Source organism: Pseudomonas neuropathica (assembly GCF_015461835.1).
GTDB lineage: Bacteria > Pseudomonadota > Gammaproteobacteria > Pseudomonadales > Pseudomonadaceae > Aquipseudomonas > Aquipseudomonas neuropathica.
In genome coordinates this window covers 168,134-184,113 of sequence record NZ_JACOPX010000003.1, presented here as the reverse complement: position 1 = coordinate 184,113, position 15,980 = coordinate 168,134, and the positions used below count along the sequence as shown (strand labels likewise).

16 protein-coding genes are annotated in these 15,980 nt (G+C 60.3%); 5 read left to right on the top strand and 11 right to left on the bottom strand.

What is annotated here, in order from left to right; genetic code table 11:
- Positions 1–129: 129 nt before the first annotated feature.
- The gene (locus H8F23_RS04770) at positions 130–888 is read right to left on the bottom strand and encodes a COG4705 family protein (RefSeq protein ID WP_194933584.1); all 759 of its coding nucleotides are present in this window, start codon (positions 886–888) and stop codon (positions 130–132) included.
- A 341-nt stretch (positions 889–1,229) separates the two neighbouring features.
- On the opposite strand from H8F23_RS04770, the gene H8F23_RS04765 reads away from it, so the two are divergent.
- Positions 1,230–1,589, top strand: coding sequence for a hypothetical protein (locus H8F23_RS04765; protein WP_194933583.1), 360 nt, complete (start codon positions 1,230–1,232; stop codon positions 1,587–1,589).
- A gap of 259 nt (positions 1,590–1,848) precedes the next feature.
- A complete protein-coding gene (locus H8F23_RS04760) occupies positions 1,849–2,478 on the top strand; it encodes a flavin reductase family protein (protein WP_108225540.1) in 630 nt (209 codons plus the stop codon).
- Positions 2,479–2,482: 4 nt separating this feature from the next.
- Here H8F23_RS04760 and H8F23_RS04755 read toward each other — a convergent pair whose 3' ends face one another.
- Both H8F23_RS04755 and H8F23_RS04750 read right to left on the bottom strand, forming a co-directional pair.
- The gene (locus H8F23_RS04755; RefSeq protein ID WP_095048247.1) at positions 2,483–2,725 is read right to left on the bottom strand and encodes a hypothetical protein; all 243 of its coding nucleotides are present in this window, start codon (positions 2,723–2,725) and stop codon (positions 2,483–2,485) included.
- A 43-nt stretch (positions 2,726–2,768) separates the two neighbouring features.
- Positions 2,769–3,122 (bottom strand): putative quinol monooxygenase, encoded by a 354-nt coding sequence (locus H8F23_RS04750; RefSeq protein WP_093430529.1) that lies wholly within the window; start codon positions 3,120–3,122, stop codon positions 2,769–2,771.
- Between the two features lie 397 nt (positions 3,123–3,519).
- Here H8F23_RS04750 and H8F23_RS04745 point away from each other — a divergent pair, with 397 nt between their 5' ends.
- A complete protein-coding gene (locus H8F23_RS04745) occupies positions 3,520–4,449 on the top strand; it encodes an AraC family transcriptional regulator (RefSeq protein ID WP_095048249.1) in 930 nt (309 codons plus the stop codon).
- A gap of 134 nt (positions 4,450–4,583) precedes the next feature.
- On the opposite strand, the gene H8F23_RS04740 is transcribed toward H8F23_RS04745, so the two are convergent.
- From H8F23_RS04740 to H8F23_RS04715, 6 genes are all read right to left on the bottom strand, one after another.
- Entirely contained in the window at positions 4,584–5,639 is a 1,056-nt protein-coding gene (locus tag H8F23_RS04740; protein WP_194933582.1) for an ABC transporter ATP-binding protein, read from the bottom strand.
- Between the two features lie 13 nt (positions 5,640–5,652).
- Positions 5,653–6,501, bottom strand: a complete 849-nt coding sequence (locus tag H8F23_RS04735; protein ID WP_093430532.1) for an ABC transporter permease — start codon at positions 6,499–6,501, stop codon at positions 5,653–5,655.
- Positions 6,498–7,406, bottom strand: coding sequence for an ABC transporter permease (locus H8F23_RS04730; protein ID WP_194933581.1), 909 nt, complete (start codon positions 7,404–7,406; stop codon positions 6,498–6,500). The genes H8F23_RS04735 and H8F23_RS04730 overlap by 4 nt, the downstream gene beginning before the upstream one ends.
- A 190-nt stretch (positions 7,407–7,596) precedes the next feature.
- Positions 7,597–8,700 carry an ABC transporter substrate-binding protein gene (locus H8F23_RS04725; protein WP_093430534.1) on the bottom strand — a complete coding sequence of 368 codons (1,104 nt, stop codon included), beginning with the start codon at positions 8,698–8,700 and terminating at the stop codon, positions 7,597–7,599.
- A gap of 217 nt (positions 8,701–8,917) precedes the next feature.
- Positions 8,918–10,369: an aldehyde dehydrogenase family protein gene (locus H8F23_RS04720; RefSeq protein ID WP_194933580.1), complete on the bottom strand. Its 1,452-nt coding sequence runs from the start codon at positions 10,367–10,369 to the stop codon at positions 8,918–8,920.
- Entirely contained in the window at positions 10,366–12,003 is a 1,638-nt protein-coding gene (locus tag H8F23_RS04715) for a 5-guanidino-2-oxopentanoate decarboxylase (protein ID WP_194933701.1), read from the bottom strand. The genes H8F23_RS04720 and H8F23_RS04715 overlap by 4 nt, the downstream gene beginning before the upstream one ends.
- Before the next feature lie 137 nt (positions 12,004–12,140).
- Between H8F23_RS04715 and H8F23_RS04710 the strand changes: the two genes are divergently transcribed.
- A complete protein-coding gene (locus H8F23_RS04710; protein WP_194933579.1) occupies positions 12,141–13,022 on the top strand; it encodes a LysR substrate-binding domain-containing protein in 882 nt (293 codons plus the stop codon).
- A gap of 196 nt (positions 13,023–13,218) precedes the next feature.
- On the opposite strand, the gene H8F23_RS04705 is transcribed toward H8F23_RS04710, so the two are convergent.
- Both H8F23_RS04705 and H8F23_RS04700 read right to left on the bottom strand, forming a co-directional pair.
- Complete coding sequence (locus H8F23_RS04705) at positions 13,219–13,833, bottom strand: NAD(P)-dependent oxidoreductase (RefSeq protein WP_194933578.1); 615 nt, start codon at positions 13,831–13,833, stop codon at positions 13,219–13,221.
- A gap of 45 nt (positions 13,834–13,878) precedes the next feature.
- Positions 13,879–14,757 (bottom strand): MBL fold metallo-hydrolase, encoded by an 879-nt coding sequence (locus H8F23_RS04700; RefSeq protein ID WP_194933577.1) that lies wholly within the window; start codon positions 14,755–14,757, stop codon positions 13,879–13,881.
- A 114-nt stretch (positions 14,758–14,871) separates the two neighbouring features.
- Between H8F23_RS04700 and H8F23_RS04695 the strand changes: the two genes are divergently transcribed.
- Positions 14,872–15,777, top strand: coding sequence for a LysR family transcriptional regulator (locus tag H8F23_RS04695; RefSeq protein WP_228759116.1), 906 nt, complete (start codon positions 14,872–14,874; stop codon positions 15,775–15,777).
- Positions 15,778–15,980: the final 203 nt, after the last annotated feature.

Genomic DNA, 15,980 nt, shown 5'->3' with positions numbered 1-15,980 from the left:
GCTGTGATGGACTCTTCGCGAGCAGGCTCGCTCCCACATTGGTCGGTGGTGTTCACATATTCTGTGGGCACCCCATTACCCTGTGGGAGCGAGCTTGCTCGCGAATGCCTCAACCCGGTTTCGGATCAATCAAGACATTTCGGCAGCCGCACCCTGTCTGCCGTAACGCTTCTGCGCATACGAAGCACCGACAATCATCACTAGCAGAATCCCCGCCAGCACCGCCGACGAACCGATGGTGCCGAAGTCCAGCCCGCCCTTCTCATGGGACTTGGTCATCAAGTCGCCCAACGTCGCACCAAACGGCCGGGTCAGCACGAACGCCACCCAGAACAGCACCACCGTGGAAATCTTCGTGAAGTATTTCAGCAGCACGACCACGGCAATTGTCGAGCCGATCAGTAACGCACCACCGGCAAATCCCAGGCCCGAGTCGTCGGCCAGGTAATCGCCCAGCGCGGTGCCGAGGGTGTTGGAGAACAGAATCGCCATCCAGTAGAACATCTCGCCACGGAAGGTCTGCACCTTGCTGACGTTGAGCGAATCACCGCTCAGGCGCCAAGCGGCGAAGATCGCCAGCAGGATCGCGATAAGGATCATCGAGCCGGTGGCGTAACCGAGTCCGAGGGTGCGGTCCATGAAGTCCGACATGGTCGTGCCGGCGGTGCTGGTGGACAGGATCACCATCCAGTACAGCAGCGGCTTGTAGGTCTTGGCCATCAACTGCGTGATCAGCGTCAGCACAAACACGCTGATCAGGATCAGCGAGCTCATGGCGTAGCCGACGTTGAGGGTCATCGACAACAAATCGCCCGCGGTTTCCCCCAAGGTCGTCGCGCAGATTTTCATGACCCAGAAGGCCAGGGTGATTTGAGGCAGTTTATTCATTGCAGGCAACGCTCCAGTGTGTGACGGCCGGTTCTTGGTTTTCTGGCCACGGGCAGACTGGCGTTGCAACGGTGAAAAAGCGGTCGGCAAAGTATGAAAAATCTGTCATGCCGCACAAAACAACGATTAATCGCTAATTAATGCTGCCCCCTCATCCTGCAATCACCTGATCGATGACCTGCGCGACGCTCGCTGCGACGACGAAAGCGAATTCAACTCGCCGCCCTTAACATCTAGTTAATCGATTGTTTTTAGCATTATTTTGCGCTTTTTAATCAATTTATTTGGCGTAGCATTAGACCCATGCAACACACATCGCCAACGAATCTGGAGTAACCACCATGAAAACCAAACTGATCCTCGCCCTGACCCTGTCCGTACTGGCTGCCCACACTTTCGCTGCCGATGGCTCGGACAAAACCAAATCCGCTGACTTCATCAACGGTGCCAGCGCCGCCATCGAAACCAGCCACACCGGCACTTACGCTGCTGATGGTTTTGATAAAACCAACATGGGTAAAGCTGTTGCTGCCGATGGTTTCGACAAAACCAACCTGGGTAAAACAGTCGCTGCCGATGGTTTCGACAAAACCAACCTGGGTAAAACAGTCGCTGCCGATGGTTTCGACAAAACCAACCTGGGTAAAACAGTCGCTGCTGACGGCTTCGACAAAACCGGCACCGCCGCTGCCATCAGCTAAGTACCAGCAGTCCTCCCACAGCCCGGCCTTGGCCGGGCTTAGTCATTTCTGGGAGATGAAGATTTCTGAATTCCACACAACCCCCTTGTAGGAGTGAGCCTGCTCGCGATAGCGGTGGGTCAGTCAAACATCTATCAACTGCCACACCGCTATCGCGAGCAGGCTCACTCCTACAGGGGTTTTGCGTCTGGCTGGAAATATGCCGGGCGTCCTTGCACTATGACTGCATCCGAAACGCAGCCTCAGGAACTCACCCGCCATGCCCGATGACATCCATTTCTACGAACCCGCCAACGGCCACGGTCTGCCCCACGATCCGTTCAACGCCATCGTCGGCCCACGCCCGATCGGCTGGATTTCCTCGCAGGATGCCGACGGCCGCTTGAACCTGGCGCCATACAGCTTCTTCAATGCCTTCAACTACATTCCGCCGATCATTGGCTTTTCCAGCGTCGGGCGCAAAGACAGCCTGAACAACATCGAGCAGACCGGCGAGTTCGTCTGGAACCTCGCCACCCGGCCGCTGGCCGAGCAGATGAACCAGAGCTGCGCGATGGTCGCGCCTGAGGTCAACGAGTTTGAATTGGCGGGTTTGACGACAGTGGCGTCAAAGGTGATTTCAGTACCACGGGTCGCAGAAAGTCCGGTGTCCTTTGAATGCAAGGTCACGCAGATCATTCAGTTGCAGCGCGCCGATGGCGAAACCGTGCCGAGCTGGCTGATCCTCGGCGAAGTGGTCGCCGTGCATATCGCCAAGTGGCTGTTAAAGGACGGCATTTACGACACCGCCGCGGCAGAACCGATTCTGCGCGGCGGCGGGCCGGCGGATTATTTCCAGTTGGGGCCTGAGGCCCTGTTCAAGATGTGGCGTCCGGGCGCAAACAAGTAACGCGTTACCAGATCAACTCGGCGTCTTCAGTGACGCCTTTGAGGTTATCCAGCTCATTGATGGCCGCTTCATCAGCGGCAATGGCGCCGGGGAAGATCTGGTCATTCAACAGTTTGTGAAAGCGTGGTGCACCGCCATCGACCAGGGCCTTGACCGCGATTGCCGCGTGATAGCCCTTGTTGCCGCCCAACTCGACGGGGACGACTGCGGAAACTGCTTCGAAGTGTTCGAACTCTTTACGTGCCATGTCACATATCCCGGCTCAGACAAACAAGCCGGACATTAAACCCTCAACCGACGAGTTTGTGTACCGGCGCCGGGCATTGACCGAGGGCTTGCGCCGCCGACACGTCCTTGAACGTGTGGAAGTCGAGGCTGTTGACCACCAGTTCCTGCACCAGCTCGGCGAAGATTTCCATCGATGGGCTGTTGAAATAGTTGGTCATCATTTGTTGGCTGCTCCAGAAGCCGGAGACCAGCCACAACTCGGGATCACACTGCGAATGCTGCAAGGCAAAGCTCAGGCAACCGGGGGCGGCGCGGGACGGCTCGATCAACGCGCTCAGGCGTACACCGAGTTCCGCCGAACGCCCGGCGCGCGCTCGAACGAAGGCCATATGACTGACGGGAATCTGCTTGGACATGTTCAACCCTCCCAGGGAGTCGCGTGGCAGCCGGGGGACGGGCTGCGACAGGATCAAAGGTTAAGGGCCGCACGCCAGCCGCCGTTAGTCGATTCCTGTCGCTGCGTTGCACAATCCTGCGAGACTGCGCAGAAGACCTGTAACAACCTGTAAAACTGCGTCACACGGTTGTCATACGCGTTTTGTGTAGGAGCTGCCGAAGGCTGCGATCTTTTGATTTTGCCTTGAAGATCAACAGATCGCAGCCTTCGGCAGCTCCTACAGGGTTGGATCGCGGCAGGCGCGGAAACACCCCGGGGCAGGATCAGGCAAGCATTTCGCAGGATGTGTCTACCGCTGGCGCTTGCACAAACATATGCTCTGCTCCATTCCACCTCCCCTGCCGAGGATGCCGTGCATGACGTCATTCGATCGTTTTCAAGCCGAACCCAGCGCTGACATGGAAAAACAGCGCGCGGAACTGGCGGCGATCATCCGCCGCAACACCACCGACGATGGCAGCTACGAGACCGCCATCGGCTCGCTGTTCATGTCGCGTCACACCCGATCCCACGACTTTGCCCCGGTGCTCGCGCAACCGGCGCTGTGCATCATGGCGCAGGGACGCAAAGAGGTGCGGCTGGCCGACGAGTTCTTCAATTACGATCCGCTGAATTATCTGGTGGTGTCGGTTTCGATGCCGCTGAGCGGGCGCGTGGTCAACGTCTCGCCGGAGGAACCGATCCTCGCCGTGCGTCTGGACATCGATCCGACAGAAATCACTGCATTGATCGCTGACGCCGGCCCCATGGGCGTACCGACCCGGCCGACCGGGCGTGGTTTGTATGTCGAGCAGATCGACAGTTCCATGCTCGATGCGGTGTTGCGTCTGGCGCGCCTGCTCGACGCGCCAAAAGACATCGCCATGCTCGCGCCGCTGATTCGCCGGGAGATTCTTTATCGCCTGCTGCGCAGCCCGCAGGGCCATCGTTTGTATGAAATCGCGATCGCCAATAGCCAGAGCCATCGCATCAGTCAGGCGATCAAATGGTTGAACGGCAACTTCGAACAGCCGCTGCGCATTGATGATCTGGCCAAGGAAGTGAACCTCAGCGTGTCGACCTTGCATCACCGCTTCAAGGCGATGACGGCGATGAGTCCGCTGCAGTATCAGAAGCAGCTGCGTTTGCAGGAAGCGCGGCGCTTGATGTTGGCCGAGGGGCTGGAAGCGTCGGCGGCGGGGTATCGCGTCGGGTATGAAAGTCCGTCGCAGTTCAGCCGCGAGTACAGCCGTTTGTTTGGCGCGCCACCGTTAAGGGATCTGGCGCGGCTGCGGCTTTCTGTCTGATCCGGACTTTGTGTCAAGACTGATGGCCTCTTCGCGAGCAAGCTCGCTCCCACAGGGGTTAGTGTCAATCACAAATCCCCTGTGGGAGCGAGCTTGCTCGCGAAGAGGCCGGAATGATCAGCGAAAAATCCGGATCATTCCCCCAACACCCGACAAGCCTCCACCGGCAACGTCACCGATACCGGATGGCCGATCGCCAACCCGATCCCCTGACACGGCGTACTCAACGCCGTAAACGTCACCCCGGAACACTCCACCGTGGTCTCGATGGTCGCGCCGATATCACGCACAAACGTCACCTTGCCGAGCAAGCGATTCCCCGCCGTCGCCTGCGGCGCGGACAGTTGCAGGTCTTCCGGGCGAATCAGCATCTTCACCTTCTGCCCGACGACAATGCTGCTACAGATCGGCACTTGCAGCGCGTCACCACCCGGCAGGCTGACCTTGCCATCACCCAGCGCCGTGGCCGGGAAAATATTGCCCGAGCCGATGAAGTCCGCGACAAACTCATTGGCCGGATGCCGATAGATTTCGATCGGCGTACCGACCTGCTGCACCTTGTGTTCGCCCAGCACGACGACGATATCGGCCATGGTCATCGCTTCGCGCTGATCGTGGGTGACCATGATCGTGGTGATGTTCAGGCGCTGCTGCAGTTGGCGGATTTCCACCTGCATCGACTCGCGCAGCTTGGCGTCGAGCGCCGACAGCGGCTCATCAAGCAGGAGGATTTTCGGGTGCGAAGCAATCGCCCGGGCAATCGCCACGCGCTGCCGCTGGCCGCCGGAAAGTTTCGCCACCGGGCGATCGATCATCGCTTGCAGCTGAATCAGCTCCAGCAACTCGACCACGCGCTTGTGTTGATCAGCCTTGCTGACGCCGCGCAACTTCAGCGGGTAGGCGATGTTCTCGCCGACGGTCATGTGCGGGAACAGCGCCAGCGACTGGAACACCATGCCGAAGTTGCGCAGGTGCGCCGGGGTCTGGCCGATGTCTTCGCCGTCCAGACGAATCTCGCCACCACTCAAGGTTTCCAGCCCGGCGATCATCCGCAGCAAGGTGGTTTTGCCGCAGCCGGAAGGGCCGAGGAAACACACCAGTTTGCCTTCCGGCAAATGCAGGTTGACGTCTTGTACCGCGCACGCCGAGCCGTAGAATTTCTCGACGTTTTCCAGAATCAGACCAGTCATGTTGCACCTCAAATCAAAAGGAAACGCCGCCTTCGCCCACCAGCTTCTCCAGCGCCCAGATCAGGACGAAGTCGATCAGCACGATCAGCACGGCAAACGAGAACACGGTAGGGTCGAGCGATGACACGGTGCGGCTGTACATCCAGATCGGCACGGTCATGACGTCGATGGTGTAGAGGAAATAGGTCACGGTGAATTCGTTGAACGAGACGATGAACGCCAGCAGCATGCCGGCCAGAATCCCCGATTTCATCAACGGCACCACCACATCGACAATGGCCCGCAACGGCGAGGCGCCGAGCATCCGCGCCGCTTCCTCGACTTCGCTGCCGATGGAAAGCATCGCCGCCGTGCAGTTCTTCACCACAAACGGCAGCGCCAGAATCACGTGGGCAATCACCAGCCGCGAAGTGGTCAGGTGGAACGGCAGGCTGTCGAACACCAGCAGCAAGGCCAGGCCCAACACCACCATCGGGAACACCAGCGGCAGCGACATCAGTTGCAGCGCCACGGCTTTGCCACGGAACTCGCAGCGGGTCAGCGCATACGCGGCGGGTACGGCGATCAGCGTGGCGAAAACCATCGTCAGGCACGACACCAACAGGCTGGTGGCCATGGCCTGACCGAGGCTGAGCACGTCGCTGGCATCCGGCGACACGAAGGTGTGCCAGGCCGCTTTGTACCATTGCAGGCTGTAGCTGCTCGGCGGAAAGTCGAGGTTCGACGCACCGCTGAACGACATGACGATCATGGTCAGGATCGGCAACACCGCCAGCAGCAGAATGAAGCCGGAGAGGATGCCGGCGAACTTGCCGGTTTCGCCGGGCAACAGCGCCATGCGCTTCTTGGTCAGGGCACTCATTGCGAAGCCTCCAGCAAACGCCGACGATGGCCAGTGATGTATTCGGACAAGGTCATGATCGCCAGCGTGGTGATGATCAGCACGACTCCGGCAGCGGACGCGGCAGGCCAGTTCATCAGCGGCGCGATCTGGTCATGCACCATCACCGCCAACATCGGCACGCGACGGCCACCGAGCAGCAACGGCACCACGAAGCTGCTGGCGTTGTAAGCGAACACCAACGTTGCACCGGTGATGATCCCTGGCAAACTCATCGGCAGCACCACTTGGCGGAACACTTGAAAACGGCTGGCACCGAGGGTTGCGGCTGCTTCTTCATAGCTTCGCGCGACGCCGCGCATGGCGCTGGCAATCGGCAACACCGCGAGCGGAAACGCGGTTTGCACCAGGCCCATCAGGACGCCGTTCTGGTTGTACAGCAACATGATCGGCCGCTTGATCAGGCCGAGGCCCATCAGCGCCTGATTGAGCATGCCGCCGGGACCGAGAATCACCAGCCAGCCGTAGCTTTGCAGCAGCAGGTTGACCAGCAGTGGCAACAGCACCGCTGCGAGGAAAATCCGCCGCAGAAACGGCGAGGTCAGCCGCGACATGGTGTACGCCACCGGAATCGCCAGCACCACCGCAATCACCGCGCTGATCAGCGCCAGACGCAAGGTCAGCAACAAGGATTTCAGGTAATAGGGTTCGAGCAACTGGGCGTAACTGGCCAGACTGAAACCGCTCCACTCCGCGCCTTTGGTGCCGACGCTCATGCGCAGCACCAGCAGACTCGCAGCGATGAGCACGCCGAGAAACAGCATAGACGGCGTGAGGAAAAACCACGCCCGCGCGGTCGGCGAAATACTGCGCGCCGGACGCACGGCAGCGGCGCCGACCGCTTGGGTCAGGGATTGATGTTCCATAGCAATAATCTCGTCAATGGAAAAACAACTGACGAACACAACTCTCCAAACCACCCCCGCCCCCTTGTAGGAGTGAGCCTGCTCGCGATAGCGGCGTGTCAGCCACCTAATAGGTTGACTGGTATGACGCTATCGCGAGCAGGCTCACTCCTACAGGGGATTTGTGGTGCTCTGAAGGTTGGTGTTCGGCTCAGGAAGAAAAGATTTCCGTATAGCGACGAATCCATTGGTCATGCACGGTGGCCAGGAAAGCGTTGTCGTGCATGATCGCCTTCTCGGCGATCTGCTCCGGCGTCAGAATGAACGGGCTCTTGCGCGCTTCGGCGGAAATGATCGCCTTGGCGTTGACCGGGCCGTTGAAGATGTCTTCGGCCATCTTGCCCTGCACCAGCGGGTCGAGGGAGTGGTCGATAAACGCGTAAGCCAGATCGGTATCCCCCGGCCGATTCTTCGGCATCACCGAAAGCATCAGGTCGGTGTAGAAACCTTCCTTCATGCCGAACGTAGCGCCAAGGCCGTAGTTCGGATCGCGGATCTGCTTGGGAAAAAAAGCCGGGGCATAGAGGCCGCCCATGTCCAGCGAACCGGTGCGGAACAGCTCGGCAATCTGGTTCGGGTTTTCGCCCAACGTCACCACGCGATCCTTGAGTTCGGCGAGTTTCTTGAAGCCCGGTTCGATGTTGTGTTCGTCACCGCCGGCCAGTTTTGCGGCGATGATGATCAGGTCCATCGCCTCGGTCCAGTTCGGCGGAGGCAGGAAAATGTTCGGCGCCAGATCGGCATCCCACAACGCGGCATAACTGCTCGGCGCCTCTTTCTGGGTGCGAGTGCTGTAGACCAGACTGTTACACCACAACAAGTAACCGATGCCGTGGCCATTGGCGCCAGTGCGGTATTTTTCCGGGACGTCGACCAGGTTGGGAATACGGTTGAGGTCGGGTTTTTCCAGCAGCCCGGCGGCCGCCAGACCTTCGGCGCCGACGCCTGCCAACGTGATGATGTCGTACTGCGGACGATCACCGCCGGCCTTGAGTTTGGCGACCATTTCCGAAGTGCTGCCGGTGCGGTCGGCGATGACCTTGGCGCCGGTCTTGGCTTCGAACGTGGCGGCGATGTTGCGCAGTGCCGCGAGGCCGGTGTCATCCGACCAGGTCAGCAAACGCAGGGTCTTGCCGGCGAACCGCGTGTCGCTGGCGCTCGCCCGGATGAAGGGCATGCTCAGGGCAGCCGCCGCCACCGAGGCAACGCCGACGGTTTTAATGAATTGACGCCTGTTCAGATCGTGCTCGCCCATGACGGACTCCCTTTGTTCTTTTAAGTATGAGGTTGGTCGCAACCGTTGCATCCGCGCGGCCGGTTCCGCTGAAAGCCTTGTTTTCAAAGGCCTGCAGCGCTGCCGACGGGTTCATCCTGAGGTCGTGCAAAACACCTGACTATCGATAAAAACTCATTGAAGCCATGACGCCGACGCATGCCTCGTTGCGAGGCATGCGCTGACCTTTTTCGGGCGTTCAGAGCGCCCGGATCACGTGTTTGATTTCCTGAAACGCGGCCAGGCCCCACGGCCCCAATTCGCGGCCGATACTGCTCTGCTTGTAACCGCCCCACGCGGTTTGCGGGAAGATCACTTGCGGCGCGTTGAGCCACACCAGCCCCGCCTGCAGGGCGTTGGCGACCCGCTCGGCGGTCTCGGCGTTACGCGTCACCACACTGGCGACGAGGCCGAATTGACTGTCGTTGGCCAGGACGATTGCCTCGGCTTCGCTGCTGAAACGGCGCACGCACAACACCGGGCCGAAAATCTCTTCGCACCACAGCGCACTGTCGAGGGGCACGTCGGTGAACACGGTTGGCTGCAAAAAATATCCGCGCGGCAGATCTGCCGGACGATTGCCGCCGCACACTAGCTTCGCGCCAGCGCTCAGACCCCGGTCGATGTGACCAAGCACGCGCTGGTATTGCGCCTGATTGACCAGCGCGCCCATCTCCACGTCCGGGTCGAACGGATCCGCCACGCGAATCGCCTGCGCACGCTTTTGCAAACGTTCGAGGAATTCGTCTGCCAGCTCATCGGCGACCAACACGCGGCTGGTGGCCGAGCACATCTGTCCGGCATTGAAGAAACCGCCACCGCAAGCCAGTTCCACCGCCAGTTCCAGATCAGCATCGTCCAGCACCAGCAACGAAGATTTGCCGCCCAGTTCCAGGCTCACGCCCTTCACCGTTTCAGCGGCGCGCTGCATCACCTGGACACCGACGGCGTTGCTACCGGTGAAGGAAATCTTGGCGATACGCGGATCCGCCGACAGTGGCGCACCGACCGCCAGACCGGTACCGCAGACGACGTTGAACACACCGTTGGGCAGACCGGCTTCAGCGATGATCGCCGCCAGTTCCAGCTCCGGCAGCGGCGTGACTTCCGACGGTTTCAGCACCACGCAGCACCCGGCGGCCAGCGCCGGCGCGAGTTTCCACGCGGTGGTGACCATCGGGAAATTCCACGGCACGATCAGCCCGACCACACCGCACGGCTCGCGGCGCAGGCGTGCGCTGAAATCATCGCTGGGCAGCGGCACGTTGCTGTCCTGTCTGGCGTCGAGGCCTTCAGCGAGTTCGGCGTAGTACTCGAAGGTGGCGATCACATCGTCGACGTCGATGGCCGCTTCGAACTGCGGTTTGCCGTTGTTGCTCGATTGCAGTTTCATCAAGTGATCGCGACCGTTGCGCACGCCATTGGCGATGTTGCGCAGGATTGCGCTGCGCTCGGCACCGCTGGTTTGTGACCAATCCTTGAACGCGGCAGTGGCAGCGGCGACGGCTTGCTCGACCGCGTGCTCGTCACCACCATTGACCGTGGTCAGCAACGCCTCGGTGGCCGGGTTGATCACCCGCAGATGTTCGCGGCCGGCTGACCATTGGCCGTTGATGTAGAGGCCGTCGAGTGTGGTTGGAAAACTGATCATTGGGCCACCGCCTGCATCCACTGGTTCTGGTCGATTTCGATCACGGTCGGGCCTTGGCGATCGGTGGCGGCACGCAGTGCACTGCGCAGTTGTTCCACCGAGCTGATCGCTTCGGCGGCACAACCGAGGGCCTTGGCCACTCCGACGAAATCCGGGGTGTAGATGTCGACGCCGACCGGTTCGATGGCGCGGTTGACCATGTATTTCTTGATCTCTTCGTAACCCTGGTTATTCCACAGCAGGACGATCACCGGGGTGCGCGCTTCGACGGCGCTGGCCAGTTCCGGCAGGGTGAACTGCAGACCGCCGTCGCCGATCAGGCACACCACTGGTGGCCGTGCACCTTTATCGGGTTGTCCACCGAGCCATGCGCCAATCGCTGCCGGCAATGCATAGCCGAGGGTGCCGTAGCCGGTCGATGAGTTGAACCAGCGACGCGGACGTTCCGGGTTGAAGGTCAGGTTGCCGGTGTACACCGGTTGCGTGGAGTCGCCGACGAACACCGCGTCGGGCAATTCGTGCAGTACGGTTTCGAGGAAACGGGTTTGCGCCAGCGTCGGTGCATCCCAGGTCGCGGCCAGATCATCACGCAGACGCGCGGCGCGCACCTGGCCCCAATCGTTGCGGCGCTCGGCCAGCGCTTTGTGCGACAAGGCGCTGAGCAATGCCTGCGCGGCATTACGCGAATCGGCAACCAGTGCCACATGTGGCGGATAGTTACGCACGGTCTGATCGGCATCGATGTCGATGCGCAGCAGTTTGCCGGGAATCTCGAAGCCACCGGCAAAGGTCACGTCGTAATCGGTTTCGGCCAGTTCAGTGCCGATCGCCAGCACCACATCGGCATCGGCGACCAGTGCGCGGGTGGCAACCAGGCTTTGTGTCGAGCCGATCAGCAGCGGATGCGTCGACGGCAGCATGCCTTTGGCGTTGATGGTCAGCGCCACCGGTGCGTCGAGCAGTTCGGCCAGTTCAGTGAGTTCAGCAGCGGCATCGATCGCACCGCCACCGGCGAGAATCAACGGACGTTGGGCGCCAGCGAGCAACTCGCTCATGCGGCTCACGGCAGCGGGGGCAGCACCGGCGCGGTCAATGTTGACCGGGACGCTGGCGAGCAAGTCATCGGCTTCTTCTACCAGCACGTCCAGCGGGATTTCGATGTGCACCGGACGCGGACGGCCGGCCTGGAACAAGGCGAATGCGCGAGCGAGCACGCCGGGCAATTCCGACGCCGACATCAGGGTGTGAGAGAACGCTGCGACACCAGCGACCAGTGCGCTCTGGTTCGGCAACTCGTGCAGCTTGCCGCGCCCGCCGCCCAACTGATTGCGGCTCTGCACGCTGGAAATCACCAGCATCGGGATCGAGTCGGCGTAAGCCTGGCCCATGGCGGTGGTGATGTTGGTCATGCCCGGGCCGGTAATGATGAAGCACACACCCGGTTTGCCGCTGGTGCGCGCATAACCGTCGGCCATGAAACCGGCGCCCTGTTCATGCCGTGGGGTGACGTGGTTGATGCTCGAACGGGCCAGCCCGCGATACAGCTCCACGGTGTGCACGCCGGGAATGCCGAACACCTGCTCGACCCCATAACCTTCGAGTAACTTGACCAGTACTTCGCCACACGTCGCCATGTCATTGCCCTTCTTGTTCGTTTCAGACACAAGGCCCACGCAGGCCTTCAATGGGCTCATTGAACGGTCGGCAGGTAGCGGCAACAATCGATTAAAAGTCATACTAGCCATGTCCTCACGTCATACCTTGGATCCCCATGAAACGACTGCCTCCCCTGCCCGCCCTGCACACGTTTCTGATCACCGCGCAGTGCTGCAACTTCACCCGGGCCGCTGAGCAGTTGCATATCACCCAGGGCGCGGTGAGCCGGCAGATCGCCGGGCTGGAAGATCATCTGGGGTATGAATTGTTCATCCGTCTGGCCCGTGGTCTGGAGCTGACGGCCGAAGGCCGGGAGTGGTTGCCACGGGTGGAGAAGGTCTTCAGTCTGATCACTGAGGCCACCGAGCAGATCGGTCTCAAGCGCGAAACCCTGCAACTCAAGGCGCCCAGTTGCGTGATGCGCTGGCTGGTGCCGCGCTTGCTGCAATGGCAAAAGGAACGCCCGGATGTGCCGGTCAAACTGACCACGACGTTGGCCCATGGCGTGGATTTTCAGCGCGAGCAGTTCGACGCGGCGGTGATCTACGGTACGCCGCCGGACAACTCCTCGACCGCGCTGCATCTGTTCGATGAACAACTGACCCCGGTCTGCTCACCGGCACTTTTGAAAGGCCCACCGGAACTGTCCGACCCGGCCGATCTGCAACAGCATCTGTTGTTGCATCCGACCCGCGACATCCAGGACTGGACGGTGTGGCTGACGGCAGCCGAGTTGCAATTGAACAATGTGAACATGGGCCAGCATTTCGAGACGCTGGACCAGGCGATGTCGATGGCGTCGCATGGGACGGGGGTGGCGATTGGCGACTGGTCGTTGATCGGCGACGACTTGCGTGCCGGACGGCTGGTGATGCCGTTTGAATTGAAGGTGAGGACGGGGTTGGCGTATTACGTGGTGGTGCCTGCGGGAACCGAGCCTTCGCCGCAGCTGGAAGAATTGATGATCTGGCTGGTTGAGCAGGCGCATTTGCGGTGAGGCTATTTCCCCTCACCCTAACCCTCTCCCAGAGGGAGAGGGGACTGACCGGGTTGTTTTGTCGAGCTACACCGACCTGAAGGTGCTGTACCGAATCCATAATCGACTCGATCACTCAGGTCGATGTACAACGCCAGACACCTCGGTCGGCTCCCTCTCCCTCGGGAGAGGGCTGGGGTGAGGGGCAAGGATTCACTCAGTACCCGACAGTAAACCGCTGACGCGAATGCTTCGGCGTTTCCACCTCGTCGATCAGCGCAATCGCGTAATCGGCAAAGGTGATCCAGCTACGCCCATCAGCGCTCACCAGCAAGTGATCCTGGCCGACACGGAAACTACCCGTACGCTCACCTTCGACAAACTCCGCCGAAGGCGACAGAAAGGTCCAGTCCAGGTCCTGCTCCTGACGCAACGCGTCAAGAAACGCCGCACCCGCACTGGCTTCAGTTTTGTACTCGGCCGGAAACCCCGCACTGTCGATCACTCGCGTGTCGTCCGGCAGCAACAACGAACCGGCACCGCCCACTACCAGCAAACGCTGAACGCCTGCCTGCTTAATTGGCCCGACAATAGCGCTCGCGGGAACAGTGGCAAAATGCGCAGCGGTGATCACCACATCATGACCGGCCACGGCATCCTGCAACGCGGCCGAATCCAGCACATCGACATTCTTGCTGACCACACCGGCACGCGCGCCGATCTTCGAGGTATCGCGGGCAATAGCGGTAACGCTATGGCCGCGACGCAGGGCTTCTTCCAGAAGTTGGCTACCGGCACGGCCGGTGGCACCAATGATTGCGATCTTGCTCATGACATTCTCCAGTTGGCTTGAGAGTGCTGCGTTTTCAGAATCGGCTTACCACTGCATTTCGCCCTTGGCGACTTTCGCGCTCAGCTCCAGCGAACTTTCTTCGCCGAGTGTCGGGTAACGCTTTTTCATCGCGGCGATCAGTGTGGCGGAATCTTTGGCCTTGGCGGTTTCCGCGTCGAACGCCTTAATGTAGTCGGCGGTGAATTTCACGCTGGCCAGCGAGCGGCGGCTGTCACCCAGGTAGTGACCCGGCACCACGGTGTTCGGTTTGAGGGTTTCGATCGAGTGCAACGTTTCCAGCCAGTCGGCGTGGGATTGCGCGCTCTGGGTATCGGCCATCCATACGTGGATATTTTCGGCGACAACCACACCACCGACCACGGCTTTGAGCGACGGGATCCACACAAAACTGCGATCCGGTTGTTTGCCGTCGAGGCCGATGACCTGCAATTTCTGCCCTTCGAGCATCAGGGTGTCACCCTTGAGCACGCCCGGCACGATGGTTTTCGCCGGCACGTCGGCGCCCATTTTCGGGCCCCAGAAGGCCAGTTTGCCGGCGACGGTTTTGTTGATGTGATCAACCGTCGGTTGCGAGGCCAGTACCTTGGCCTCCGGGAATGCCTTGGTCAGGGTATCAAGGCCAAAGTAGTAATCCGGGTCGCCATGGCTGATGTAGATGGTGGTCAGATGCTTGCCGCTGGCGCGGATCTTTTCCACGACTTTCTCGGCCTGGGATTTGCCGAATTGCGCATCAACGAGGATCGCGTCTTTCTCACCGCTGACCAGCACCGAGGTCACCGGGAAAATCGCGTTTGTCCCTGGGTTATAGACATCCAGGGTCAGATTGGCAGCCGCTGCATGCGCGGCGAAACCCAGGGAAGCAGTGGCGAGCAGAACGCGTTTGAGTGTGGTGAAACCGATCATCTGTTACTCCGGTGTCCGAATGCCGTGTTTGGCGATGGAACAGAGCTTAGTTGCCTGACTCAGTACAAAAAATGCGATGCTTGAACATAGTTTGTTTCTGAAAGCGGGCAAATCATGGATCGTCTCCAAGCAATGCGGGTGTTTGTCACGGTGGTGGACCTGGGCAGCCAGTCGGCAGCGGCCGATCATCTGGACCTTTCGCGGCCGGTAGTTTCACGTTATCTGGCAGAGCTGGAGGACTGGGTCGGCGCACGCCTGATGCACCGCACCACGCGCAAGTTGAGCCTGACCGCCGCCGGCAGCGAAATCCTGCCGCGCTGCCGGCAAATGCTTGAACTGTCGACCGACATGCAAGCCGCCGTCAGCGAACCCCACGACACCCCGCGCGGGCTGCTGCGGATCAGCGTCAGCACTTCGTTTGGCCAGGCGCAATTGGCGGATGCGATGGCCGCCTACGTCAAGCGCTATCCGGGGGTTAGCATCGATCTGCAAATGCTCGATCGCACGGTGAATCTGGTGGATGAACGCATCGATCTGGCGATTCGCACCAGTAATGATCTTGACCCCAATCTGATTGCCCGACGCCTGACCGTTTGTCGTTCGGTTGTCTGCGCCGCCCCGGCCTATCTGCGAGAACAGCCGGCGCCATTACGGGTCGAAGATCTGAGCAGACACAATTGCCTGACGCACTCGTATTTCGGCAAAAGCCTGTGGCATTTCGAGGAGGATGGCGAACCGGTTTCAGTGCCGGTGCAGGGCAATATCAGCGCCAACGAGGCCAGCACGTTATTGCGCGCGACACTGGCTGGCGCGGGGGTGGCGATGCTGCCGACCTATCAGGCCGGGGTGCATATTCACAGCGGCGAACTGGTCCGCCTGCTGCCCCATGCCGAGCCTCGAAAGATGAGCATCTACGCCGTCTATGCCTCGCGCAAACACATGCCGGTGGCGCTGCGCAGCATGCTGGATTTTCTGGTAGAGCGCTTTCCTGAGCATCCGCAATGGGACGTTGATCTGTAAACCGATCCCCTGTAGGAGTGAGCCTGCTCGCGATAGCGGTGTGTCAGTCGGATAGATGTTGCCTGACACTCCGCTATCGCGAGCAGGCTCACTCCTACAGGGGGCTATGGGTGTGCTGAATACCGGGTTACAACCCGTAGCACACTCGCTGGCAACTCCCCACCGCTGACCTATGCTGAAAGTAATACCGCAGGGTATGTCGT